General features: G+C 65.6%; 21 protein-coding genes and 1 pseudogene. 12 read left to right on the forward strand and 10 right to left on the reverse strand.

Annotated features, from left to right (window positions below):
- A complete protein-coding gene (gene smpB / locus A7A09_RS08015; protein ID WP_106690905.1) occupies window positions 1–477 on the reverse strand; it encodes an SsrA-binding protein SmpB in 477 nt (158 codons plus the stop codon).
- A 101-nt stretch (window positions 478–578) separates the two neighbouring features.
- Between smpB and A7A09_RS08020 the strand changes: the two genes are divergently transcribed.
- Both A7A09_RS08020 and A7A09_RS08025 read left to right on the forward strand, forming a co-directional pair.
- Entirely contained in the window at window positions 579–1574 is a 996-nt protein-coding gene (locus A7A09_RS08020; RefSeq protein WP_106690906.1) for a P1 family peptidase, read from the forward strand.
- A 72-nt stretch (window positions 1575–1646) separates the two neighbouring features.
- The gene (locus A7A09_RS08025; protein WP_106690907.1) at window positions 1647–2738 is read left to right on the forward strand and encodes a YeeE/YedE family protein; all 1092 of its coding nucleotides are present in this window, start codon (window positions 1647–1649) and stop codon (window positions 2736–2738) included.
- Window position 2739: 1 nt separating this feature from the next.
- On the opposite strand, the gene A7A09_RS08030 is transcribed toward A7A09_RS08025, so the two are convergent.
- From A7A09_RS08030 to fsa, 3 genes are read right to left on the reverse strand one after another with little or no spacing between them, the layout of a single operon-like run.
- Window positions 2740–3675 carry a tyrosine recombinase XerC gene (locus A7A09_RS08030; RefSeq protein ID WP_106690908.1) on the reverse strand — a complete coding sequence of 312 codons (936 nt, stop codon included), beginning with the start codon at window positions 3673–3675 and terminating at the stop codon, window positions 2740–2742.
- A complete protein-coding gene (locus A7A09_RS08035) occupies window positions 3672–4355 on the reverse strand; it encodes a DUF484 family protein (protein ID WP_245999225.1) in 684 nt (227 codons plus the stop codon). The genes A7A09_RS08030 and A7A09_RS08035 overlap by 4 nt, the downstream gene beginning before the upstream one ends.
- A gap of 28 nt (window positions 4356–4383) precedes the next feature.
- Window positions 4384–5037 carry a fructose-6-phosphate aldolase gene (gene fsa / locus A7A09_RS08040; RefSeq protein ID WP_106690910.1) on the reverse strand — a complete coding sequence of 218 codons (654 nt, stop codon included), beginning with the start codon at window positions 5035–5037 and terminating at the stop codon, window positions 4384–4386.
- 121 nt (window positions 5038–5158) lie between these two features.
- Here fsa and A7A09_RS08045 point away from each other — a divergent pair, with 121 nt between their 5' ends.
- Both A7A09_RS08045 and A7A09_RS08050 read left to right on the forward strand, forming a co-directional pair.
- Complete coding sequence (locus A7A09_RS08045; protein WP_106690911.1) at window positions 5159–7366, forward strand: primosomal protein N'; 2208 nt, start codon at window positions 5159–5161, stop codon at window positions 7364–7366.
- 214 nt (window positions 7367–7580) lie between these two features.
- On the forward strand, window positions 7581–7799 hold the full coding sequence (locus tag A7A09_RS08050; protein ID WP_106690912.1) for an excalibur calcium-binding domain-containing protein: 219 nt from the start codon (window positions 7581–7583) through the stop codon (window positions 7797–7799).
- Between the two features lie 20 nt (window positions 7800–7819).
- On the opposite strand, the gene A7A09_RS08055 is transcribed toward A7A09_RS08050, so the two are convergent.
- From A7A09_RS08055 to A7A09_RS22220, 4 genes are all read right to left on the reverse strand, one after another.
- Window positions 7820–8671 (reverse strand): lytic transglycosylase domain-containing protein, encoded by an 852-nt coding sequence (locus A7A09_RS08055; RefSeq protein WP_245999226.1) that lies wholly within the window; start codon window positions 8669–8671, stop codon window positions 7820–7822.
- Between the two features lie 155 nt (window positions 8672–8826).
- Window positions 8827–9501 carry a hypothetical protein gene (locus A7A09_RS08060; protein ID WP_148043626.1) on the reverse strand — a complete coding sequence of 225 codons (675 nt, stop codon included), beginning with the start codon at window positions 9499–9501 and terminating at the stop codon, window positions 8827–8829.
- A gap of 220 nt (window positions 9502–9721) precedes the next feature.
- Entirely contained in the window at window positions 9722–10150 is a 429-nt protein-coding gene (locus A7A09_RS22215) for a L,D-transpeptidase (RefSeq protein ID WP_436277789.1), read from the reverse strand.
- The gene (locus A7A09_RS22220) at window positions 10120–10515 is read right to left on the reverse strand and encodes a L,D-transpeptidase family protein (protein ID WP_436277790.1); all 396 of its coding nucleotides are present in this window, start codon (window positions 10513–10515) and stop codon (window positions 10120–10122) included. Before A7A09_RS22220 ends, A7A09_RS22215 begins: the two co-directional genes overlap by 31 nt.
- Before the next feature lie 429 nt (window positions 10516–10944).
- On the opposite strand from A7A09_RS22220, the pseudogene A7A09_RS08070 reads away from it, so the two are divergent.
- The 4 genes and pseudogenes from A7A09_RS08070 to A7A09_RS08085 all read left to right on the forward strand — a co-directional run bounded on the left by A7A09_RS08070 (window position 10945) and on the right by A7A09_RS08085 (window position 14988).
- Window positions 10945–12584, forward strand: a pseudogene (locus A7A09_RS08070) (MFS transporter).
- Between the two features lies 1 nt (window position 12585).
- The gene (locus tag A7A09_RS08075; RefSeq protein ID WP_106690914.1) at window positions 12586–13623 is read left to right on the forward strand and encodes a glycosyltransferase family 4 protein; all 1038 of its coding nucleotides are present in this window, start codon (window positions 12586–12588) and stop codon (window positions 13621–13623) included.
- The gene (locus tag A7A09_RS08080) at window positions 13620–14258 is read left to right on the forward strand and encodes a glycosyltransferase family 29 protein (protein ID WP_106690915.1); all 639 of its coding nucleotides are present in this window, start codon (window positions 13620–13622) and stop codon (window positions 14256–14258) included. The genes A7A09_RS08075 and A7A09_RS08080 overlap by 4 nt, the downstream gene beginning before the upstream one ends.
- A gap of 4 nt (window positions 14259–14262) precedes the next feature.
- On the forward strand, window positions 14263–14988 hold the full coding sequence (locus A7A09_RS08085) for a rhomboid family intramembrane serine protease (protein ID WP_106690916.1): 726 nt from the start codon (window positions 14263–14265) through the stop codon (window positions 14986–14988).
- Between the two features lie 10 nt (window positions 14989–14998).
- On the opposite strand, the gene mnmC2 is transcribed toward A7A09_RS08085, so the two are convergent.
- Entirely contained in the window at window positions 14999–15655 is a 657-nt protein-coding gene (mnmC2, locus tag A7A09_RS08090; RefSeq protein ID WP_106691064.1) for a tRNA (5-methylaminomethyl-2-thiouridine)(34)-methyltransferase MnmC2, read from the reverse strand.
- A gap of 304 nt (window positions 15656–15959) precedes the next feature.
- Between mnmC2 and A7A09_RS08095 the strand changes: the two genes are divergently transcribed.
- Window positions 15960–16937, forward strand: coding sequence for an NAD(P)/FAD-dependent oxidoreductase (locus tag A7A09_RS08095; protein WP_245999240.1), 978 nt, complete (start codon window positions 15960–15962; stop codon window positions 16935–16937).
- 6 nt (window positions 16938–16943) lie between these two features.
- On the opposite strand, the gene A7A09_RS08100 is transcribed toward A7A09_RS08095, so the two are convergent.
- Entirely contained in the window at window positions 16944–17723 is a 780-nt protein-coding gene (locus A7A09_RS08100; protein WP_106690918.1) for an FCD domain-containing protein, read from the reverse strand.
- Window positions 17724–17824: 101 nt separating this feature from the next.
- On the opposite strand from A7A09_RS08100, the gene A7A09_RS08105 reads away from it, so the two are divergent.
- The 3 genes from A7A09_RS08105 to glcF are packed head-to-tail and all read left to right on the forward strand — an operon-like array spanning window position 17825 to window position 21703.
- Window positions 17825–19267, forward strand: a complete 1443-nt coding sequence (locus tag A7A09_RS08105) for an FAD-linked oxidase C-terminal domain-containing protein (protein ID WP_436277793.1) — start codon at window positions 17825–17827, stop codon at window positions 19265–19267.
- On the forward strand, window positions 19264–20397 hold the full coding sequence (glcE, locus tag A7A09_RS08110; RefSeq protein ID WP_106690920.1) for a glycolate oxidase subunit GlcE: 1134 nt from the start codon (window positions 19264–19266) through the stop codon (window positions 20395–20397). The genes A7A09_RS08105 and glcE overlap by 4 nt, the downstream gene beginning before the upstream one ends.
- Window position 20398: 1 nt before the next feature.
- Window positions 20399–21703, forward strand: coding sequence for a glycolate oxidase subunit GlcF (glcF, locus tag A7A09_RS08115; RefSeq protein ID WP_106690921.1), 1305 nt, complete (start codon window positions 20399–20401; stop codon window positions 21701–21703).
- Window positions 21704–21752: the final 49 nt, after the last annotated feature.

Consider the following 21752-nt stretch of genomic DNA (forward strand, 5'->3'; position numbering starts at 1 on the left):
TCATCCCCCCTGTTTGAGCAATCGCTGCTTCTGCCGGTTCCAGTCGCGCTTGGCCGAGGTCTCGCGCTTGTCGGCGATTTTCTTGCCCTTGGCGACGCCGATCTTCAGCTTTACCAGCCCGCGATGGTTGAAATACATGACCAGCGGCACCAGCGTCATCCCTTCCCGTCCGACGGCCTGCCACAGCCGCGCAAGTTCCCGCTTGCTCACCAGCAGCTTGCGCTTGCGGCGTTCCTCATGCCCGAAGACACCGGCATTGGACAGCGCGGCGATATGGCCGTTGATCAGCCACAGCTCGCCATTCTCGATGGAGGCATAGCTTTCGGCGATATTCGACTGGCCGGTGCGCAGGGATTTCACCTCCGATCCGGTCAGCATGATGCCAACCTCCAGGTCGCTTTCGATGAAGTAATCGAAACGCGCCCGCCGGTTCTCGGCGATCACCTTGTAGTTCTTGTTTTCGCTTTCCTTGGCCATGACGGCATCAGATAGGGATCGGTTCCGGCAAAGTAAAGATTTCCCGGCTTGCGGCGGATGCGAGCCTTGCCCAGACTGCCGATGGCAAGAGGAGAGCCAGGATGAGACCGGGACCCCGCAATCTGATCACCGATGTCACCGGCCTGCGGGTCGGCAATGCGCAGGACGCGGAATTGCGTTCCGGCGTGACCGTGCTGACCGGCGACGCACCCTTCGCCGCCTCGGTGCATGTCATGGGCGGCGCGCCGGGAACGCGGGACACCGACCTGTTGGCGCCCGACAAGCTGGTGTCACAGGTCGATGCGCTGGTGCTGTCGGGAGGGTCCGGATTCGGCGTGGCTGCTTGTGACGGGGTGATGGCAGGGCTGGCTGCGGAGGGCCGCGGCTTTGCCGTGGGCGAGGCACGGGTGCCGATCGTGCCCGGTGCGATTCTGTTCGACCTGCTCAATGGCGGACAGAAGGATTGGGCAGAAAACCCCTATCCCGGATTGGGCTTGCGGGCTTACAAGGCCGCGACTTCGGAATTTGCCATCGGCAGTGAAGGTGCGGGGACCGGAGCCATGACCGCACGCTTGTGGGGCGGTCTGGGCTCGACCTCGGCGGTGCTGGAGAACGGGATGACGGTGGGGGCGTTGGTGGCCGTCAACGCGCTCGGCTCGGCCACGGTAGGCGATACGGCGCATTTCTGGGCTGCTCCGTGGGAATTGGAGGGCGAATTTGGCGGCCTCGGACTGCCGGCCGAATTTCCCGCCGATGTCGAACCCTTGCCCTTCAAGCGCCCGGGCGAAGCCACCACCATTGCCATCGTCGCGACCGATGTGGCGATGGACAAGGCCGGTCTGCAAAGGCTGGCGACAGCGGCGCATGACGGGCTGGCCCGGGCGCTGGTCCCCAGCCACACGCCGCTTGATGGCGATCTGGTATTTGCCGTCTCGACCGGAGCGACGCCCATGCGGGATCCACTCGCGGATTCGTTCCTGCTTGGTCATGCGGCGGCATCGGTTCTGGCACGGGCGATTGCGCGCGCCGTCCATGCCGCCAATTCCCGCCCCGGTGATCGCCGGGCTTGCTGGCGGGACATCGCGGAACGGGGGTGATTCCGCCGGCACTTGCGGTCAGATCGCCAACAAGCCATTTTGCAGCCGCCTATCTGCCAGAGGAATCCCGCCATGGATCTGCCCACATTGCTGACCGACATATCCGAGCGCTTGGGCGATCTGACCACGGCGCTGATGATAGGGCTGTTGACTGGCGCGCTGTTCGGCTTTGCGGCGCAGCGATCGGCCTTTTGCCTGCGTTCGGCGGCGGTGGAGCTGGCGCGAGGCCGTCCGGGGCCGCGTATGGCAGTCTGGCTGATGGCAGTCGGGGCGGCGGTGCTGTCGGCGCAGGGCGCGCGGATGGCGGGACTGTTCGACGCGGATACGGCGCAACTGATGAATTTCGCCGGAAGCTGGTCCGGAGCCGTCATCGGTGGATTGATCTTTGGCATCGGCATGGTGCTGGCGCGGGGCTGTTCGGGAAGGCTTCTGGTTCTGGCAGGCTCCGGAAATCTGCGCTGCATGCTGGCCGGGCTGGTCTTTGCGCTGGTCGCGCAGTTCACCATTGCGGGTTTCCTTGCCCCGGTGCGGCAATGGGTAAACGGAATGTCGATGACCGCCGGAGGCCGCAACATGGAATTGCTGGCCGAATTCGGCGCGGGGCCGCTGGCCGGGGTTCTGATCGGCGCAATCATGCTGCTTGCGGCAATCGCTCTGGCCGGACGCGTGCGGATCGGGCGTGCTGCGGGCATCTTTGCAGTGATCACGGGAATCGCCATCACCATCGGTTGGGTGCTGACCTATACGCAATCGCTGGTCTCGTTCGAGCCTCTGGGCGTGGTCTCGGCCACTTTCGCGGCGCCTTCGGCGAATGTCGTGCTGTCGCTGATGACTGCCGAATTCGCTTTGGATTTCAGCCTTGGCCTGATCCCCGGAGTGTTTCTCGGGGCGTTCCTTGGCGCGCTGGTCGGCGGAGAATTGCGGCTGGAGGGTTATCACAGCGTTCCGCAAATGCTGCGCTCTCTTGGCGGTGGGGCGCTGATGGGTTTCGGAGGCGTGCTTGCGGGTGGCTGCGCGATCGGCGCCGGAGTCACGGGCGTGTCGATCTTCGTCGGGCCGCTGCTGCTGGCGACGGTCTGCTTCTTCATCGGCGCATGGGCGGCGGATCGGGTCGTGGATCGCGAGGCCGCCATGGCGCATGATCCGGTGCAACTTCAGCGCTGAATCAGCGCCGCGGATGGGCGGCACGATAGACGGCCATCAGATGGGCATCATCTACGCCGGTATAGACCTGCGTCGTGGACAGGCTGGCATGGCCCAGGAGTTCCTGGATGGTGCGCAGATCCCCTCCGGCGGCCAGCAGATGGGTGGCGAAGGAATGGCGCAGCGCATGGGGCGTGGCCGAAGGTGGCAGTCCCAGGGCGGCACGAGCGCTACGCAGCGCGGTGGCGATGGCATCCGATCCCAGCCTGCCGCCACGCACGCCCCGGAACAGTGCCTGATCGGGGGTCAGCCGCCACGGGCAAAGGCGCAGATATTCGGCCACCGCATCGCGGGCTACGGGCAGCATCGGCACATGCCGTTCCTTGCCGCCCTTGCCGGTAATCGTCAGCGCCTCGCGAAAGGGCCAGTCGCAGCCATTCAGCCCCAAAGCCTCGGATATTCGCAAACCGCAGCCCCAAAGCAGCGTCATCACCGCGACATCACGGGCGGCGACCCAGGGCGTGTCATGCCCCACCGCAACCATGTCCAGCGCATCCTGCGCCTGATCCGGCGAGAGCGGGCGTGGTAGGGAGCGGGCATATTTCGGGCTGCGGGCCGAGAGCGCGGCTGACAGGTCGAACCCTTCGCGATCCGAGAGCCAGCGCAGGAAACTGCGCACCGCCGATTGCCTTCGCGCCAAGGAACGCGCACCCAGCCCCCGCGCCCGTTCAGAGGCGGCGAAGGCGCGCATATCCGCCTGCCGCAGGGAGGCCAGCGATTTCGGCGTGGCAGCCTCGCCGTGATGCCCGCCCAGGAAACCGAGGAAGGCCAGCAGGTCGGCGCGATAAGCGGTAATGGTATGAGCGGAACGGTCGCGGGTCGCGGCCTCTATCTCCAGCCAGCGGGCCAGCGCATCCGCCATGGCGGGAGCGAGGGCCAGCGGGCCGGGCGAGGTCATGCCCGCAGCCGCATGATCAGCACCAGCCGGAACACCTGCCCGAAGAACCGCAGCAGGTCGGTGCCATGGGCGGGCATGAAGCGCGACTTGTCGGCGCTGCCCATCAGCAGCATCGCCTTTGGGCGCTTGGCCCCCAGGTCAAGAGGCAGCAACGCCTCCGAGGCGACTTCACGGGCATGGGCCGGCTTGGTGATGGATTCGGCGGGGCGCAGGATGATGTCGTCACCGCGGGGCGCGCGGCGGCCTGCGGCGATGATCTGGTCGATACTGCCTTCAGGCGTGACGATCACATCCTCGGGCAGGCCCTGGATTGCCGGCATTTCCTCGACCACCAACCGCAGGGTCTCGATCCGCAGAAGCGGCGCGATCTCGGTCTGAAGGCTGTGGATGAATTCCTCCAGATCAGCGGCTTCCAGCAGGCCGATCACCGCTCGATGCACCACCGCCGTTCCCGACTGGTTGTCATAGGCGGTGGCGATCACGCTTTCATGCTGCGCCTCGAGCCGGTCGAGCCGGGTTTCCAGCGCCTCCATCGCGCGGCCGCGAATGTCGATGACATTCTCGCCGATCTCGGCCTCGCGCGCATCGACAAGTGCCCGCATCAGGTCGCGATCGGCCAGGATGGCGCCGGGATCGGCCAGAAGCTTGTCTCGAATCTCCTGATCGAGTTCCAACGTCATTCCTGCCCCTTTCGATGTCATGCCGTTCTCAGCCGATCTTCTGACCGGTCTTTTCCCAATCGGCATTGAACTGCGCCAGACCCTTGTCGGTCAAGATATGGTTCGCCATCGACTTGATGACGGCGGGCGGCGCGGTGATGACATCGGTGCCGATCTTGCCAACCTCGATGATATGGTTGACCGAGCGGATCGAGGCCGCGAGGATCTCTGTCTCGTAGCCGTAATTGTCGTAGATTTCCCGGATATCGGCGATCAGTTCGACCCCATCCAGGTGGATGTCGTCCAGCCGGCCGATGAAGGGGCTGATGAAGGTCGCACCGGCCTTCGCCGCCAGGATCGCCTGCGCAGACGAGAAGCACAGGGTGACATTGACCATATGGCCCTCGTCCGACAGCGCGCGGCAGGCTTTCAGCCCGTCCCATGTCAGCGGCACCTTCACGGCGATATTGTCGGCGATCTTGGCCAGCGTCTTGCCTTCGCGGATCATGTCCTCGGCCTTCTCGGCCACGACCTCGGCGCTGACCGGGCCATCCACCATCTCGCAGATCTCGCGGGTGACCTCGGTGATGTCGCGCCCGGCTTTCAGGATCAGCGAGGGGTTGGTCGTCACACCATCCACCATGCCCAGATCATTGAGCTCCCTGATAGCGGCAACATCTGCGGTATCGACAAAGAATTTCATGGTCCGGCTCCCTTTGTGGCGGTTCGTGAGCGTCATACTCCAGATGGGGTCCGTCGGAAAGAGGGACAACCCGTGATGCGCGGGCTTGCAACCTGCCCGTCAGGTCGGCTTTATCTGCGCAATGAGCCATGACAGCCCGCCCGCCTATTTTCCGCCGCGCAGCCGGATTGCCGTGCTGACGACCGAACCCGTGGGCGTGCTGGACTACCTGGCGCCCGAGGATGGCGTCAGGCAAGGGCAACTCGTGCGCGTGCCGCTTGGGCCGCGCCGGGTGCTGGGGCTGGTCTGGGGCGAGGGAACCGGCGATTTCGATCTGGCCAAGCTGCGCCCGGTCGGCAAGGCGCTGGAGGCAGAGCCGTTCCAGCCCGGCTTTATCGATTTCCTGATCCGCGCCGCCGATTACACCCTGACACCGCCGCCCCTGATGCTGCGCATGGCCACGCGCGCGCCGGATCTGGACCAACCGCCCGCCGCCCGCCGCGTCATCGTGCCCGCCGGCGAGCCCCCCGACCGGATGACCGAGGCGCGTTCGCGCGTCCTGCAGGTCATGAACGATCACGGCGGGGCCAGTTTCGCGCCGTCCGAGCTGGCGCAACTGGCCGGGGTCGGGACATCGGTGGTCAAGGGCCTTGTCACGCAAGGCACGCTGGCCGAGATAGAGGCGCCGCGCGATCTGCCCTATCCGCGTCTCGATCCATCGCTGCCCGGAAAACCGCTTGCCGAGGATCAGCAGGCCGCCGCCGACAGTCTGCGCGGCGCGATCCACGAAGGAGGCTATGGCACCACGCTGCTGCGCGGCGTCACCGGCTCGGGCAAGACAGAGGTTTATCTGGAGGCCGTCGCCGAATGTTTGGTGCAGGGGAGGCAGGCGCTTGTCCTGCTGCCGGAAATCGCGCTTTCGGCCGAGTTCCTGGAACGCGTCGAGGCACGTTTCGGCGCGCGTCCCGGCGAATGGCACAGCGGCATCACCCGCACCGAGCGCCGCCGCCTGTGGCATATGGCCGGGCGCGGAGAGGTCGGGCTGGTGGTCGGTGCGCGCTCGGCGCTGTTCCTGCCCTTTCGCGACCTAGGGCTGATCGTCGTCGATGAGGAACATGACGGCAGCTACAAGCAGGAGGACGTGGTCTACTACAATGCCCGCGACATGGCGGTGCTGCGGGCCTCGATCTGCAAGGCGCAGGTGGTGCTGGCCTCGGCGACGCCAAGCCTTGAAAGCTGGGTGAATGCGGGAGCCGGGAAATACCGGCGGCTCGATCTGCGCTCGCGCTATGGCGAGGCGGAACTGCCCGACATGACCGCCATCGACCTGCGGGCCGAGGACATGCCTTCGGGGCGCTGGATCTCTCCGACTTTGGCCGGGGCGGTCGAGACGCGGCTGGCACAGGGTCAGCAATCGCTGCTGTTTCTGAACCGAAGGGGGTTCGCGCCGGTGACGGTCTGCCGGGCATGTGGCGAGCAGATCGGCTGTCATCAATGCGATGCGCGGATGGTCGAACATCGTTTCCAGAACCGCCTTGTCTGTCACCAATGCGGCGAGACGCGGGCCATCCCCACCGCCTGCCCGTCCTGCGGGGTGGAGGGCAAGCTGGCGCCTATCGGACCCGGCGTCGAACGCATCGCCGAAGAGGTCGCGGAAAGGTTTCCCGAGGCCAAGGCGACAGTTCTTTCCTCGGACCTGTTCCATTCGGCGCGGGCGCTGAAAGAGACCATCGCGGCGATTGCCGAGGGCGATACGGATATCATCATCGGCACACAGATCGTCGCGAAAGGGCATAATTTCCCACGGCTTACGCTGGTGGGTGTCATCGATGCCGATCTTGGGCTGCAGGGCGCCGATCTGCGCGCGGCAGAACGGTCCTTCCAGTTGATGCGGCAGGTGGCGGGGCGCGCGGGGCGGCAATCCGGGCAGGCTCCGGGCGTGGCGATGCTGCAGACACATCAGCCCGATCACGCGGTCATCCGGGCGATCCTGTCGGGCGAGGACGAGAGTTTCTGGGATGCCGAGGCGGCGGCGCGCCAGGCGGTCGGGATGCCGCCCTTCGGGCGGTTGGCGGGGATCATCCTGTCGCATCCCGACCTGGCCACGGTCTCGGCATTCGCGCGGCAACTGGCGGAAAACGCGGGGATTCTGCGCGAGGCCGGGGCCGAGTTATGGGGGCCTGCACCGGCTCCGATCGCGCGGGTCAGGGGCCGTCAGCGGATGCGGATGTTGATCCACGCACCGCGCCAGGCCCCGCTGCAGGCGGCGATTGCCGATTGGCTGGCACCGCACAAGCCGCCAAGCAATCTGCGGCTGGCCGTGGATATCGATCCGCAAAGCTTTTTGTAGAATCCGGCCGATAGCCTTGCTGGTCTTGCCCGCGTAGCAACGCGGCAGTTCAGGCCGCCAATACCGGGAATCTGGCCGCGCAACCCCTGCACAGGCAGCGAGCGTTGCATAGGTGGTTCAACGCTATCCTTGCGATTGAAACTGGATCGCAAGGGAAATCGGCCCTTGCCAATGGCCGGAAGATCGCCGCATCTACCAGGAAAGGAGTTGGTTAATGCGGTATCTTGTTTTCATGGTTTTTCTTGCAGGCCCTGCCATCGCGCAGGATTGTCATCCGAGCTACGAGGGGGCATGCGTTCCGGTCGCCAGTGACGTGGATTGCGCCGGCGGCAGCGGAAACGGCCCCGAATATGTCCGGGGACCGATCCATGTCGTCGGGCCGGATGTATACGGGCTGGATCGGGATGGCGACGGTATCGCCTGCGAGCGGTGAATCCCCGAACGGTCTGACGGTCAGTTCCGCAGCACGATGCAGCGTCCGCCGATCTTCTTGAATTTCAGGCAGAAACTTGCGGCTTCGCGCCTGCTTTCATAGCCGATCTGGGCGGTATAGATGGGGCGCGGCATGCCGCTTAGCTTCTTGCGGACATAGCCGACGCGCTTGCCTCCGAGGATCGGGTTCAGGCTGCGGTTCAGGCGGGTGACCTGTTGAATGGCACCGGACCGGCTTGGATGGCTGGCGACGATCACGCCCCATGGAAAGACACGGGGCTGGATGATGAATTCGCGCAGGCTGCGATCGCCCGCCATCTTCTCGCAGGCGGGGCGGAACTCCATCTCGGGGGTCAGGTCCAGTTTCAGGTCACCATCGCCGGGCGGGTTGTCGCGCCAGCGCAGGGCGTCGAAACCGGTGATCGCCTCGACATAATCCAGTGTTTCATAGGGTAGCGTGGTCTGCTTGGCGATGAAGCGCGCGGCACGATTCTCGCCGCCGTTATAGGCGATGGCGGCCAGCCCGATATTGCCGAAACTGTCCCGCAGGTAGTCCAGATACCACGCGGCCTTGCGGATCGCCTGCGCCGGGTTGAACGGATCGTCCAGATCGTAGAGATCGGCGGTGCCCGGCATGAACTGGGCTATCCCCAGGGCCCCCGCCGGGCTGACCGCGCCGGGCTCGAACCGGCTTTCCTTCCAGAGCAGGCGCGCGAGGAAATTCGGGTCGAGCCCGTTCTCGGCGGCATTGCGTTCGATCAACTGGCAGACATCTCTGGTGTAATGGTCCAGCCGGACACAGTCGCGCCCGTCATCCGAGCAGCGCTTCTCTTCGCTGGTCCGGGCTGGCGGGTTGCCCTTGACAGTATCCACGGCGGGCCGTGCCAAGGCCTGGCCAGAGATAGCGAGCAAGATCAAGATAAACGATATGAAATGACGCATCGTGAGGCAAATCATCCAGCCGGATTTCCGCGGCATCTCCTGTCGAAACCGTTTCCGGTTTCCGCGGGAATGCCTTGGGTCCCCGCCTATCCCTTCTTGCTCGGCTTTTTGGGTTTCTTCGCAGCGCTTGCGGCCTTGCGGGCAGCCTTCTTTGCCGCTTTCTTCGCGGCCTTCTCGGCTGCTTTCGCGGCTTTCATGGCGGCGCGCCGGGCGTCTTTCTCAAGCTGCTTCGCCGCTTTGCGGGCCTCTTTTTCGGCCTGCTTGGCGACTTTCCTGGCAGCCTTCCTGGCGGCTTTCTCGGCTGCCTCGACAGGGGTGACCGGGGCCGGTGACGTCGCGTCGGCCTTTGCGGCGCCGCTTTCGGTGGCGGGTGCTGGCGGCGATACGGGGGGCGCCGGTATTCTTGCGACAGGTTTTGCGGAAGCCTTGGCGACGCGGCGCGACCCGGTTCGCTGGTCGGGTTTGCGGGTTTCCGATGTTTTGCGGCCGGCGGGTTTACGGGTGCCGCCGCGCGCTGCGGTTTTCGTCTTGGCCGTGGCCGTCCGCCCGGTTGTGGCGGGTTTGGGCGTGACGGGCTTGGCGCCGGTGGTGTTCCTGGCTTTGCCGTCCGGTGTCAGGCCGCGGCGGCGGCGCTCGTTCGTGCAGCGGCGCAGGGCCGCGCCAAGCAGATCAGCGCGCGAGACCTCGCCATTCTTGCCCGGCTCGCCAGCGGTTGCGGCCGCCTTGCCAAGATCGTCGATCAGGCGCATCAGATCGGCCACGCTCAGCGCGGCGATGGCGGGTTGCCTGCTGGCGGCGGCCAGTGACCGCTCCCCGGCGGGCAGGGTCTCTTGTTCGAGTTTCCGGTAATTCGGCATGGCGGCCCTTTATGAAGGCTATCGGTCTTGCTGCGCAGATTGCGTGAGAGTTCGCGGATTTGCAATTGAAATGGCCCCGATCATGGATCGGGGCCGGAAAAACGCATGAAACTGCGGATGCGGATCATCGCGCCGGAACAGCGCTCTCAACCAGCGGTTCCTGAGTGGCCGAGGTCGCAGCCGCAGCGGTTGCCTGTGCCTGTTCCCTTGCCGGGATGACATAGCCTTCCGGGGTTTCGATCAATGGGCCCTCGTAGCGAAGGCTGTCGGCCTGGCTGCGCACCGTTACGCGGGTGCCATTCCCGGTTTCGTCGAACAGATCCATGATGTCCTGGTTGAACAGGCGGATGCAGCCTGCCGAGGTGGCCTTGCCGATCGACGAGGGATCCATGGTGCCATGGATACGGTAATAGGTGTCGCGGCCACCGCGATAGAGATACAGCGCACGCGACCCCAGGGGGTTGTCGACGCCGCCGGGCAGGCCGCCCGCGAATTGCGCGTAAAGCTCGGGTTCGGTGCGGATCATGTTCTGGGTAGCGTCCAGCTTGGCCATCTCTTCTTGAGCGAGACGACCGCATTGCCGGTGAAGCCCTTGCCGGCACGGCCCACGGCGATGCCGAAGCGCATTGCCTCGCCGCTTTCCATCACGTGATAGAGCACGCGGGCATAGGGGTCGACAACGATCGTGCCGGGAGCCTCGGGGCCGTTATAGGGCACGCGCTGGCGCTTGTTGCGTTCGTTCAGATAGGCGGCGCGCACCGCGGGAATCTCGATCGATTCGCCATTCGGGCCGGTATCGGTGCGGGCCTGATAGATCGAGGGCACGTCTCCGGTGGCGAGATTGATGGCGGTGGGTTGTGTGGGGCCGCAGGCGGAGAGGCCGAAAGCCACCACTGCAAGCAGGTAAGCGAAGCGCATCGTCAATTTCCTTGTTCGGCAGCAGATACGCTGAAAAGCGGCGCATCCGAGGCAACGTCTTTGTCGCGAATCCGGTATGGCAGCAGAACCATACGCGATTCGAGCTCATTCCATCAGCCTGTCACGGGGTTGGGCAGTCAACCCCGGCGGCCGTTCACGATGGGAATTGATGAGGATCTGTGGCTAATCGATCCTAGTAAATTCACCCAAAAGGAGAAATTGAAACATAAATACAACCAATGGGCGCATATGATCACGGCGGCTTTATCCTGTTTCGCGGAAAGCTCACGTGAATGTGCATCATCTGGCGATTCCTCCACGGCAATTCCGTCCGGCGGGCCGGGCTGCGCCCATCCCATCCCGACAGGGCCGATTGCCCTTCGGAAGGCGCGTGACTAAGCTGACCCGAAACCAGCAAAGACATTTGACGTGAGACATAAAGATACTCCCCGGTCCTCGGCCTTCGCGCCCTTTCGGCACCATGATTTCCGTATCCTGTGGGGGGCGACCCTGGCGTCGAATTTCGGTGGGCTGGTGCAGGCGGTCGGCGCCGCATGGCTGATGACCCAACTGACCGAGAGCGCGACGCTGATCGCGCTGGTCCAGGCGTCGAATACCTTGCCGATCATGCTGCTGGCCCTGATATCCGGGGCGCTGGCGGATCTGTTCGACCGCAAGCTGCTGCTCTTGGCCGCGCAGAGCCTGATGCTGCTGATCTCCGCCTTGCTGGCATTCGTGGCGTGGCAGGGGTGGCTGACACCCTGGCTGCTTCTGGGCTTTACTTTCCTGATCGGGGCGGGGCAGGCATTGTATAACCCGCCCTGGCAGGCCAGCATGGGCGATCTCGTTCCGCGAGAGGACTTGCCCGCGGCGGTGACGCTGAATTCGGTGGGCTTCAACCTGATGCGCAGCGTCGGTCCGGCCGCCGGCGGCTTCATCGTTGCCGGTTTTGGCGCGGCGGCGGCCTTTACCGTGAACGCCATGAGCTACCTGCGCTGATCGGTGCATTGGCGCGATGGAAGCCGGATGTCGCGCCCCGGACGATACGACGGGAACCCTTTGTCGCGGCGGTGGGTGCGGGGCTGCGCTATGTCGCATTGTCGCCCAACCTGTTGCGGGTCATCCTGCGGGCGGCGCTGTTCGGCTTTGCGGGCGTGTCGGTTCTGGCGCTGCTGCCGCTGATCGCCAAGAGCCATCCCGAGGGCGGCTCGCTGCTGTTTGGCGGGTTGCTCGGCTGTTTCGGGATCGGGGCGATCATGGGCGCGATGTTCAACCCGCGCATCCGGGAAAGCTTCGACAACGAGATCGTGATCCGCGTCGCCTTCCTGGGCTTTGCCCTTGCGGCGGCGATCCTGGGGCAGACGCAATCGGTCTGGCTTCATGCATTGGCGATGCTGCCTGCGGGCGCGTCATGGGTTCTGGCACTGTCGTTGTTCAATGTGACCGTCCAGCTTTCCACCCCGCGATGGGTCGTGGCGCGCGCGCTGGCACTGTATCAGACGGCGACATTCGGCGGCATGGCGGCGGGCTCGTGGATCTGGGGCAGCGTGGCTGGTGCGCAGGGGCTGGGCACCGCCCTGACCATGGCGGGGGCGTTTCTTGCGGCGGGCGCGCTGGTCGGGCTGTGGTTCCGCGCGCCGGAATTCGGCAAGGCCGATCTCGATCCCGCCAACCGCTTTCAGGAACCGGCGCTGCGGCTGGATCTGCGCGGGCGGTCCGGCCCGATCATGATCATGGTCGATTACCGGATCGCGCAGAAGGATGTTCCCGAATTCCTGCGCCTGATGCAGAAGCGGCGCAATATCCGCCGCCGTGACGGCGCCCGGAACTGGGCGCTGCTGCGCGATTTGGAACATCCCGATCTTTGGTCGGAAAGCTATCACATCGCGACATGGGACGAATATGTCCGCCACAACCTGCGCCGCACCAAGTCCGATGCCGAAGTCACCGCCGAACTGCGCGCCCTGCATATTGGCGAGGGCGACCCGGTCGTGCATCGCATGATCGAGCGTCATTCGGTAAGTTTGCAGGATGACGTTCCGCTGGTCGGAAAATTGGAGGTGCCCTGAAATGACGGAAAACCCGCTGGTCATCGCCCCCAATCTCAAGCGCCGCCTGTCGGGTGTGACCGCGACAGTGGTGCGGCTGATTCCGGTGCAGGCCCGGATGATCGCGATCTGTGCCACCGGCCCCGGATTGCCTGCGGGATTGCCGCATATCCCCCTGATCCGCGCCGCGACCATGCCGCGCGACCGCTGGCGGGTCTGGCATGCCCGGCGCAATACCGAGATGCTGCTGGGGCTGGTGCTGACACGGCTGTTGCGGCGCAAATACCGGCTGCTGTTCACCTCGGCCTCGCAAAGGCGGCATAGCGGCTATACCAAATGGCTGATCGGCCGGATGGACTCGCTGGTGGCGACCTCGGCCAAGGGGGCGGGCTATCTGGATCATCCCGCGCGGGTCATCCATCACGGCATCGATACCGAGGGTTTCGCCCCGCCGGAGGACCGGGCGGCGCTGCGCGAAAGCCTCGGGCTTCCTGTTGGTGATCTGCTGGTCGGTTGCTATGGCCGCATCCGGGCGCAGAAGGGAACCGGTGATTTCGTGCAGGCGATGATCGCGCTCTTGCCCTCACGTCCCGATGTCACCGCGCTGGTCATGGGCCGGGCGACCGAGAAGCATCAAGGCTATCTTGCCGATCTGAAGTGGCAGGTCGAAAAGGCCGGGCTGAGCGGGCGGATCCGCTTCCTGCCAGAGGTGCCGGTGGACCGGATGGCCGATTGGTATGGCGTGCTGGACCTTTATGTTGCACCGCAGCGATGGGAGGGGTTCGGCCTGACCCCGCTTGAGGCGATGGCCTGCGGTGTGCCGGTCGTGGCCACTCGCGTCGGCGCTTTCGAGGAACTGATCGCGCCCGAGACCGGGACATTGATCGCGCCGCAGGACGAGGCTGCGATGCGGACAGCGGTGGCGGATTGGCTGGACAATCCGGATGCATTGGCCCGGGCGGGTGACGCTGCGCGCGACCACGCCGTCCTGAACCACGGGATCGAGTCCGAGGCCCGTGCGCTGGTCGATATCTATCGCGAATTGCTGGCGCGGCCATGACCCCGCTGCGCTTTCATATCGCCCGGCTGCTGCGCGACGAGGCGGCGCTTGCGCGGCTGTCGGTTCCGCAAGGCAATCTGCTGGCCGCTCTCACGGGCAGGAACGTGGCGCTGATCGGCAATGCCCGCTCCCTGGCCGAGACCAGCCATGGCGCCGAGATCGACGCCGCCGATCTGGTGATCCGGATCAATCGCGCACCCATGCCCTCGGCGCGAAGCCATGGCAGCCGGACCGACTGGCTGGCGCTTGCCGTTCGGCTGTCCGGGCAGGATCGGGCACGGATCTCCCCGGATCGGATCCTGTGGATGTCGCATAAGCGCAAGCGGCTGGATTGGCAAAGCGCGACCAGCGCCGGGTTCTACCTGCATCCGCTTGCCGATTACCGGGCGCTGAAGGACCGGCTGGCCGCGCCGCCCACCACGGGCGCGATGATGATCGATCTGCTGATGCGTTCGGATCTGGCGCGGCTGACGCTTTACGGCTTTGACTTCTTCGCCAGCCAGAGCCTGTCGGGACATCGCAGTGCCGGACAGGTGCCGCATGATTTCAGTGCCGAGGCCGGATGGGTCGCCGATCTGGCGCGGCGTGACGGGCGGCTGGTTCTGTCCGATCCACCCGCAAGGGCAGGGGGATAAGCCGATGTTCCCGATCCGCGACCATAACCCCTCCCAAAGCCGGCCGATCGTCACCTATCTGCTGATCGCGGCGAATGTGGCGATGTATCTGCTGACCCTGCCCGCGCTGGAGGGCGGAGAGATGCTGTGGGTGCGGCTGGCGCTCTACCCGCTGGCGATCTCGAACGGAGAGATGTTTTCGGGGTTGCTGACCCATATGTTCCTGCATGCGGGCTTCATGCATCTCGCGGGCAACATGCTGTTTTTGTGGATCTTCGGGGACAACCTGGAAGACCAGATGGGAAAGCCGGGTTTCCTGGCCTTCTACCTGGCCTGCGGGCTTGCCGCCGCAGCCGGTCAGATCGCCTCCGAGCCGTTCTCGCCGGTTCCAATGGTCGGCGCCTCGGGCGCGATTGCGGGCGTGATGGGGGGATACCTGCTGCTCTTTCCCAAGGCGCGGATCGATATCCTGTTCATCTTCATCATCTTTTTCAAGGTCTTCACCGTGCCGGCATGGATCATGCTGGCCCTGTGGTTCGCGATCCAGCTTTTCGGCGGCTTCAGCTCGGTCGGATCGGAGGGCGGCGTTGCCTATTGGGCCCATGCCGGCGGGTTCCTCGCCGGCCTTATCCTGACATTGCCGGTTTTCCTGCGGCGTGGCGGCCCCTCGTTCTGGAACCGCACCCATGGCAAGCCGCCCCACGCGGATGCGGTCTACCCGCCAAGCCGGATTCCCCGCGTGCGGCGGTAAGGCCAACCCGTCAATCCGGCATGCGCCCGATGCTCATATGCCGCTTGCGGCCAAAGCCGGGGCGCCGCTCGACCTTGAAACCCACTGCTTCCAACGCCCGGCGTACATGCCCGGCGGCTGTATAGGTCGCAAAGCTGCCGCCGGGGGCGGTGTGGCGCCCGACCTCGGCCATCAGTTCTTCCGACCACATCTCGGGGTTTTTCGCGGGGGAGAAGCCGTCGAGAAACCATGCCTCCGCGCATCCCCGCCATTGCGGCAGGGTCTCGCGCACATCGCCTTCAATCACCCGCAATTCGACCTGCCCGACCGCGATGACCTGTTGCCCCCATCCGGCGCGAAGCTGCGCCGCAAGACCGGCCAGTTCAGGGAAGGCGGCATGGGCCTGTTCAAGCTGCGGCAGGCTCATCGGGAAGGCCTCGAAGCTGGTCATCGCCACGGGAGCCTGCGTGATCGCCGCCAGCGCGAGGCAGTTCAGCCCGGTGCCAAAGCCAAGTTCCGCGACATGGAAGCCGGGGCGAAGCCGCGCTGGCAGGCCGTTGCCGGTCAGGAAGACATGCCGGGTCTCGGCCAGGCCCCCGGCAAGGCTGAAATAGGGATCGTCGAAACATGTCGCCACCGGTACTCCGCCCTCGCGCCATTCCAGCACGGGCTCATTGCGTCCCGCCATGGCCGGGGTTCCACCCCGGACCCCGAGGTATTTGGACAAAGAAGAAGGCAGCTTTGGATTGGAGGGCATATTCGCTGGCGATGCTTGCGGGATTTGAACAGCTATAGAGGTTAAGCTGTCGCGGTGGCAACTACCGGGGTAGGGGGGAATGGCGCTGGCTTGTGCCTTGGTTGCGTAGCGATGTATGCCGGGCCCGTCATTTCCAGCGAAAGGTCGCAATCCCTTGCCCGGTCCCAGCAGAACAGAGAATGCCGACGTGACGGTTGTCGGCGGCGGGATCCTCGGCCTGTGCTGCGCATGGGAGATGATCCGGCGCGGCACCCGGATCCGGGTGATCGAGGCGGAACGCATCGGGGCGGGGTCTTCGGGCGGGCATGTCGGGGCCTTGGCGCCGCATGCGCCCGAGAACTGGAACGCGAAGAAGGCGTTTCAACTGGACAGCCTGCTGATGGCCGAGGATTTCTGGGCCGGGATCGGGGCGGCGTCGGGATTGCCGACGGGCTATGGCCGCGCGGGGCGGGCGCAGCCGGTTGCCGACGCGGCGGAAGCCGAGAGGTTGCAAGAGCGTATCGCGGCTTCGATTCGGCAATGGCCTGCGCATATGACGATGCGACTGACGGACCGGCCGACCGCGCCGCTGTTCCCGCACAGCCCTTCGGGCCTCTGGCTGGAGGACGGGTTGACCGCGAGGATCAACCCGCGCGCCGCGCTTGCAGCGCTTGCCGCCGCCATCCGGGCCGGGGGTGGTGAGGTTGTCGAGGGGCGGGTATTGCATCCGCAGGATATTCCCGGCCCGGCCCTTTGGGCGACCGGAGTTGCGGGGTTGGAGGCGCTCTCGCAGGATCTGGGATACGCGGTGGGCAAGGGGGTCAAGGGGCAGTCCGCCTTGTTGCGCCTTGATGCGGGGGCGGCGGCGCAGATTTTTGCCGGGGGGCTGCATATCGTGCCGCATGAGGATGGGACGGTAGCGGTCGGATCGACTTCGGAAAATGATTTCACTGATGATCGCACCGATGCGCAGCTTGACGATATCATCGCCAGGGCGCGCGGGATCTGCCCGCTTCTTGCCGATGCGCCGGTGATCGACCGGTGGTCGGGGATCCGGCCCCGTGCGAAGAGCCGTGCGCCCCTGCTAGGGGCCTGGCCCGGGCGTGAGGGGCATTTCGTCGCCAATGGCGGCTTCAAGATCGGCTTCGGCACGGCCCCGAAAATCGCGGTGGTGATGGCGGATCTGCTGTTGGATGGCGTGGACGCGATTCCCGACGGGTTCCGCCTTGCATGACCCGGATCAGGGTGATCTGGCCGCCAATCCGCCCCCGTCATCCCGACGCCGTGACACGTCCAGCTTGGCTTCGGATTCGCGGATCTCGCGCAGTCTGAGGCGGATATAGGCCAGGTGGCGATGCGCGGCCTCCTGCGCGGCGCGGGGATCCCGGGCAATGATCGCCCGCGCGATGGCACGATGCTGGTTGCGCAACTGCTCGCGCGTGCCCGGCAAGGTGAACAGCCGCCCGCGATTATGGATCACGTCGCGGCGCAGATTGCCCGACAGTGCCCGCATGATCTGCAACAGCACCAGATTATGGCTGGCCTCGTAGATCAGCAGATGCAGTTCGGTATCGGCCTCTGCCTCCTGCTCGGGATCGGCGGCGGCATGGGCAAGGTCGATCCGTTCCAGGCAGGTGCGGAGGCGGCGCAGGTCGATGTCATTGGCGCGTTTCGCAGCCAGCGCCGCGGCCTGGCATTCGACGATATCGCGGAATTCCAGGTAATCATCCGCCAGTTCCGCCCGTTCGGACAGCAATGTCAGCAGCGGGTCCGAGATGGCCGCCGCGCCCAGATGGGCGACACGCAGCCCCCTGCCGTCGCCGCTCTGCAGCAACCCCTTTTCCTGAAGTGCCTTCAGCCCGTCGCGCAGGGTCGGGCGGGAGACATCCAGGCGCTTGGCCAGCTCCCGCTCGGGCAGCAGCGGCTCGCCGGGGCGCAGCGTGCCTTCGAGGATCAGGGCCTCGATATGGCGGGCCACGCTTTCGGCGGCCTTTTCGGATTTGATCGCGCTGCCGGACATCGCGTCTCCTGTTTTGATTTTAGACAATCCGATTTGACAGGTTTGGTCAAATTATTTTACCAAGAACTATATCGCAAGGAAGAGGCGTCCCCATGTCCGGCATCGCCATGCCCCAGCCAGATATCCGCATCCTGGAGCGCGCGCCGCAAATCGTGGCGTCGTTGCAAGAGGCCCTGCCGCTAGACACGGTGATCTTCGATCCCGAGGAGACGCGGGCCTATGAATGCGACGCGTTGACGGCCTATCGCTGCGCACCCCTGGCGGTGGTGCTGCCGCGATCGACCGAGGAGGTCGCGGCGGTCATGCGGGTCTGTGCGGATATGGGCGTGCCGGTTGTGCCGAGGGGGGCGGGAACGTCGCTGGCCGGCGGCGCCTTGCCCACCGCCGATTGCGTGGTGATCGGCACGGCGCGGCTGCGCGATGTGCTGGAGATCGACACCGATAACCGCTTCATCCGCGTGCAGACCGGCGTCACCAATCTGTCGGTCAGCGAGATGCTGGAGCCGCATGGCTTTTTCTATGCGCCCGATCCGTCCTCGCAGCTGGCCTGCACCATCGCGGGCAATATCGCGATGAATTCGGGCGGGGCGCATTGCCTGAAATACGGGGTGACGACGAATAACCTGATGGGCGCGACGGTGGTGCTGACCACCGGCGAGATCGTCGAACTGGGCGGGCCGGAACTGGGGCCGTCCGGACTGGATCTGCTGGGCCTGCTCTGCGGCTCCGAGGGGCAGCTCGGGATCGTGACCGAGGCGGTTCTGCGGATCGTGCCCCGGCCCGAGGGCGCCCGCCCGGTGCTGATCGGCTTTGACGGTGCCGAGGTGGCGGGCGAATGCGTGGCGCGGATCATCCGCTCGGGCGTGCTGCCGGTTGCCATCGAGTATATGGACGAACCCTGCCTGCGCGCGGTCGAGGATTTCGCCCATGCCGGATATCCGGATTGCGCCGCCGTGCTGATCGTCGAGGTCGAGGGTTCCCCGGACGAGATCGCCGACCAGATCGCCCGAATCCGCGACATTGCCGCTGCGCTGGACCCGGTCGAGTTTCGCGAAAGCCGCAATGCCGACGATGCGCTGGCGATCTGGAAGGGGCGGAAATCGGCCTTTGGCGCCATGGGGCGGTTGGGGGATTATATCTGCCTCGACGGCACGGTGCCCGTCGGGCAGCTACCCTATACCCTGCGCCGGATCGGGGAATTGTCGAAGCAGCATGGGCTGGAGGTCGCCAATGTCTTCCATGCGGGCGATGGCAACATGCATCCGCTGATCCTGTTCAATGCCAATGAGCCGGGGCAGTTGGAACGTGCCGAGGCGTTCGGGGCCGATATCCTGCGGCTTTGCGTCGAGGTCGGCGGTTGCCTGACCGGAGAGCATGGCGTGGGGGTCGAGAAGCGCGATCTCATGGGCGCGCAATACGATGCTGTGGATCTGGCGGTGCAGATGGAGGTGAAGGATGTTTTCGACCCGGCATGGCTGCTGAACCCCGCGAAGGTCTTTCCGCTGGAAGCCAGCGCCGCGCATCGCCTGAAAGTCGCCGAATGAGCACCGATGCGATCAGCCGGACCGCTCATGCCCCCGGAAGCGAGGCCGAACTGGCCGAGATCGTGGCGGGGCATTTCACCACTGGGCAGTCGCTGCGGGTGGCGGGCGGTGGAACTCGCGTCCAGACCGGCCATGTCGCGGGCGAATTGCTGACCACCCGCGCCGTCTCGGGCGTCGTGGCCTACGAGCCGGGAGAGATGACCCTGATCGCCCGCACCGGCACCCCCCTGCACGAGGTCGAGGCGATGCTGGCCTCGGAAGGGCAGGCGTTGGCATTCGAGCCGCCCGATCTGCGCAGGGTGCTGGGGGGCGATGGCACGCCGACGATCGGCGGGATGGTCGCGGCGAATGCCTCGGGGCCGCGGCGGATCATGGCCGGGGCTTGCCGCGATCACCTGCTGGGGGTGCGTTTCGTGGATGGGCAGGGACGTATCCTGAAGAATGGCGGAAGGGTGATGAAGAATGTCACCGGGCTGGACCTGTCCAAGCTGCTTTGCGGCTCTTTCGGAACGCTCGGGGTGCTGACCGAGGTGGCGATGAAGACACTGCCACAGGCACAGGCCCGCGCGACGCTGGCCTTTCCGGGTGTTGACGAGGCGGCGGCGCTGCGGATTTTCTCGTCGGCGCTGGCCACACCCTTCGAGATATCCGGCGCGGCGTTCCATGACGGCATTGCCTGGCTGCGCATAGAAGGGCTGCCGCCGCAGCTTGCCTATCGGCAAAAGCGCCTGCAGGACCTGTTCTCCGGTCGCGAGATCGAGATCCTGGATGCCGATGCGACTGTCAGGCTCTGGCGGGACCTGCGCGATGTCACCCATTTCGCCGGGACGGAGGCGCCGTTGTGGCGCGTGCTGGTCAAGCCAAGCGATGCTCCCGCCATTGCGGCGGCGCTGCGGGGGCTTGGCGGACAGGTGTCGCTGGACTGGGGAGGCGGTTTGATCTGGTATTGCGGTCCGGGCGAGGCCGGTGCCGTTCGCGATATTGCCCCTCATGCGGTGCTGGTCCGGCGGGGTGAAGTGGAAGGCCCGGTTTTCCCGAGGCAATCCGCGCCGGTCGAACGGCTGTCCGAGGGGCTGCGCCGGAAATTCGACCCTGCGGGGATCCTCAATCCCGGCCTGATGGAGGGCTGACATGCAGACGAATTTCACGCCCGAACAGCTTGCCGACCCGGCTACCGCGCGCTCCAACGAGATCCTGCGGTCCTGCGTGCATTGCGGTTTCTGCACCGCCACCTGTCCGACCTACAAGCTTCTGGGCGACGAATTGGACAGCCCGCGCGGGCGCATCTATCTGATCAAGGACATGCTGGAAAACAACCGTGTGCCGGACGGCAAGACGGTTGCGCATATCGACCGCTGCCTGTCCTGCCTGTCCTGCATGACGACCTGTCCCTCGGGCGTGCATTACATGCATCTCGTCGATCATGCCCGCGAATATATCGAACGGACCTATCGCCGCCCCTTCGCCGAGCGCGTGCTGCGATGGCTGCTGGCGAAGATCCTGCCCTATCCGGGGCGGTTCCGGCTGGCGCTGAGGGGGGCGGGATTGGCCCGCCCGCTCCGGCGCCTGATGCCCGATGCGCGGCTGAGGGCGATGCTGGACATGGCGCCGCGGGCCATTCCGCCGGTCAGCCCCAATGACGCGCCGCAGGTCTTTCCCGCGCAGGGGCCGAGGCGCAGGCGCGTGGCGCTGCTGATCGGCTGTGCGCAGCGGGCGCTGAACACCGATATCAACGATGCCACGATCCGCCTGCTGCGCCGCCATGGCTGCGAGGTGGTGATCCCGAAGGGAATCGGCTGCTGCGGCGCATTGACCCATCATATGGGCCGAACCGGCGAAAGCCACGCCATGGCCGCCGCCAATATCCGCGCCGTGGTGGCCGAGATCGATGGCGGCGGGCTTGATGCGGTGGTCCTCAACACCTCGGGCTGCGGCACCACTGTCAAGGATTACGGGCATATGTTCCGAAACGACCCGCTGGCCGGGGATGCCGCGCGGGTGGCGGCACTGGCGAAGGATGTCACCGAGGTGATGGCCGAGCTGGGCCTGCGGGATGCCGGTCATGCCGAGCCGCTGCGGGTCGGTTATCACTCCGCCTGCTCGTTGCAGCATGGCCAGCAGGTCAGGGCCGCGCCCAAGGAACTGCTGGCGCAGGCGGGCTTCATGGTGCTGGAGCCCCGCGACAGCCATATCTGCTGCGGCTCCGCCGGGACCTATAACCTGATGCAACCCGAGATCTCGGGCCAGTTGAAGGCCCGCAAGGTCGAGACGCTGGAGGCGCTGGAGCCGCAGGTCATCAGCGCCGGGAATATCGGTTGCATGATGCAGATCGGTTCGGGAACCGGCGTGCCGGTCGTCCATACCGTGGAATTGCTGGACTGGGCGACCGGGGGGCCGCAGCCGCATGGATTGGCCGGGGCCGGGGCCGGGGGCTGAGCCGGATTGCGTCCCGCGATGGCCGGGGGGCTGCCTGCCCCCCGGCACC

Source organism: Paracoccus methylarcula, assembly GCF_003007735.2.
Classification (GTDB): Bacteria; Pseudomonadota; Alphaproteobacteria; order Rhodobacterales; family Rhodobacteraceae; genus Paracoccus; species Paracoccus methylarcula.

Coding starts and splice junctions, on each gene's coding strand:
- A7A09_RS08030 (WP_106690908.1), bottom strand. CDS start 3,675: ATGACCTCGCCCGGCCCGCTGGCCCTCGCTCCCGCCATGGCGGATGCG.
- A7A09_RS08045 (WP_106690911.1), top strand. CDS start 5,159: ATGAGCCATGACAGCCCGCCCGCCTATTTTCCGCCGCGCAGCCGGATT.
- A7A09_RS08020 (WP_106690906.1), top strand. CDS start 579: ATGAGACCGGGACCCCGCAATCTGATCACCGATGTCACCGGCCTGCGG.
- A7A09_RS08075 (WP_106690914.1), top strand. CDS start 12,586: ATGACGGAAAACCCGCTGGTCATCGCCCCCAATCTCAAGCGCCGCCTG.
- mnmC2 (WP_106691064.1), bottom strand. CDS start 15,655: ATGGCGGGACGCAATGAGCCCGTGCTGGAATGGCGCGAGGGCGGAGTA.
- fsa (WP_106690910.1), bottom strand. CDS start 5,037: ATGAAATTCTTTGTCGATACCGCAGATGTTGCCGCTATCAGGGAGCTC.
- A7A09_RS08095 (WP_245999240.1), top strand. CDS start 15,960: ATGATCCGGCGCGGCACCCGGATCCGGGTGATCGAGGCGGAACGCATC.
- A7A09_RS22215 (WP_436277789.1), bottom strand. CDS start 10,150: ATGGCCAAGCTGGACGCTACCCAGAACATGATCCGCACCGAACCCGAG.
- A7A09_RS08050 (WP_106690912.1), top strand. CDS start 7,581: ATGCGGTATCTTGTTTTCATGGTTTTTCTTGCAGGCCCTGCCATCGCG.
- glcF (WP_106690921.1), top strand. CDS start 20,399: ATGCAGACGAATTTCACGCCCGAACAGCTTGCCGACCCGGCTACCGCG.
- smpB (WP_106690905.1), bottom strand. CDS start 477: ATGGCCAAGGAAAGCGAAAACAAGAACTACAAGGTGATCGCCGAGAAC.
- A7A09_RS08025 (WP_106690907.1), top strand. CDS start 1,647: ATGGATCTGCCCACATTGCTGACCGACATATCCGAGCGCTTGGGCGAT.
- A7A09_RS08085 (WP_106690916.1), top strand. CDS start 14,263: ATGTTCCCGATCCGCGACCATAACCCCTCCCAAAGCCGGCCGATCGTC.
- A7A09_RS08035 (WP_245999225.1), bottom strand. CDS start 4,355: ATGACGTTGGAACTCGATCAGGAGATTCGAGACAAGCTTCTGGCCGAT.
- glcE (WP_106690920.1), top strand. CDS start 19,264: ATGAGCACCGATGCGATCAGCCGGACCGCTCATGCCCCCGGAAGCGAG.
- A7A09_RS08080 (WP_106690915.1), top strand. CDS start 13,620: ATGACCCCGCTGCGCTTTCATATCGCCCGGCTGCTGCGCGACGAGGCG.
- A7A09_RS08100 (WP_106690918.1), bottom strand. CDS start 17,723: ATGTCCGGCAGCGCGATCAAATCCGAAAAGGCCGCCGAAAGCGTGGCC.
- A7A09_RS22220 (WP_436277790.1), bottom strand. CDS start 10,515: ATGCGCTTCGCTTACCTGCTTGCAGTGGTGGCTTTCGGCCTCTCCGCC.